Genomic DNA, 695 nt, shown 5'->3' on the forward strand with positions numbered 1-695 from the left:
AGGCGCTCTCCCAGCTGAGCTAAGCCCCCATAATAAATTTTAAATTTCCTATCGGGAAGACAGGATTCGAACCTGCGACCCCTTGGTCCCAAACCAAGTGCTCTACCAAGCTGAGCTACTTCCCGTAAGAGAACGCGCCCGATAGGAGTCGAACCCATAACCTTTTGATCCGTAGTCAAACGCTCTATCCAATTGAGCTACGGGCGCAAAATAATAATGCCGAGGACCGGAATCGAACCGGTACGGTGATCTCTCACCGCAGGATTTTAAGTCCTGTGCGTCTGCCAGTTCCGCCACCCCGGCAAAATAATGGAGCGGAAGACGGGATTCGAACCCGCGACCCCCACCTTGGCAAGGTGGTGTTCTACCACTGAACTACTTCCGCATATGCGGGTGAAGGGAGTCGAACCCCCACGCCGTAAGGCGCTAGATCCTAAGTCTAGTGCGTCTGCCAATTCCGCCACACCCGCGTATACATGTGAGCCATAGAGGATTCGAACCTCTGACCCTCTGATTAAAAGTCAGATGCTCTACCAACTGAGCTAATGGCTCTTAGATGGTGCCGGCCAGAGGACTTGAACCCCCAACCTACTGATTACAAGTCAGTTGCTCTACCAATTGAGCTAGGCCGGCTATTAAATTGAATGGTGGAGAATGACGGGATCGAACCGCCGACCCTCTGCTTGTAAGGCAGA

8 tRNA genes (1 of these 8 running past the window's edge) are annotated in these 695 nt (G+C 52.5%); all 8 read right to left on the reverse strand.

Going from position 1 to position 695, the window contains the following annotated elements:
* Positions 1-29: transfer RNA gene (locus HMPREF2930_RS11670), tRNA-Ser, on the reverse strand (it extends 127 nt beyond the left edge of the window).
* A gap of 22 nt (positions 30-51) precedes the next feature.
* Positions 52-125: transfer RNA gene (locus tag HMPREF2930_RS09390), tRNA-Pro, on the reverse strand.
* An 8-nt stretch (positions 126-133) separates the two neighbouring features.
* A tRNA-Arg gene (locus tag HMPREF2930_RS09395) sits at positions 134-207 on the reverse strand.
* A gap of 10 nt (positions 208-217) precedes the next feature.
* A tRNA-Leu gene (locus tag HMPREF2930_RS09400) sits at positions 218-303 on the reverse strand.
* A gap of 7 nt (positions 304-310) precedes the next feature.
* A tRNA-Gly gene (locus tag HMPREF2930_RS09405) sits at positions 311-385 on the reverse strand.
* Positions 386-388: 3 nt separating this feature from the next.
* Positions 389-470 (reverse strand) — tRNA-Leu (locus HMPREF2930_RS09410).
* Positions 471-479: 9 nt separating this feature from the next.
* Positions 480-552, reverse strand: a tRNA-Lys gene (locus HMPREF2930_RS09415).
* A gap of 5 nt (positions 553-557) precedes the next feature.
* A tRNA-Thr gene (locus tag HMPREF2930_RS09420) sits at positions 558-633 on the reverse strand.
* Between the last annotated feature and the right edge of the window lie 62 nt (positions 634-695).

Source organism: Staphylococcus sp. HMSC068C09, from assembly GCF_001813735.1.
In the GTDB taxonomy this organism is placed as follows: domain Bacteria; phylum Bacillota; class Bacilli; order Staphylococcales; family Staphylococcaceae; genus Staphylococcus; species Staphylococcus hominis.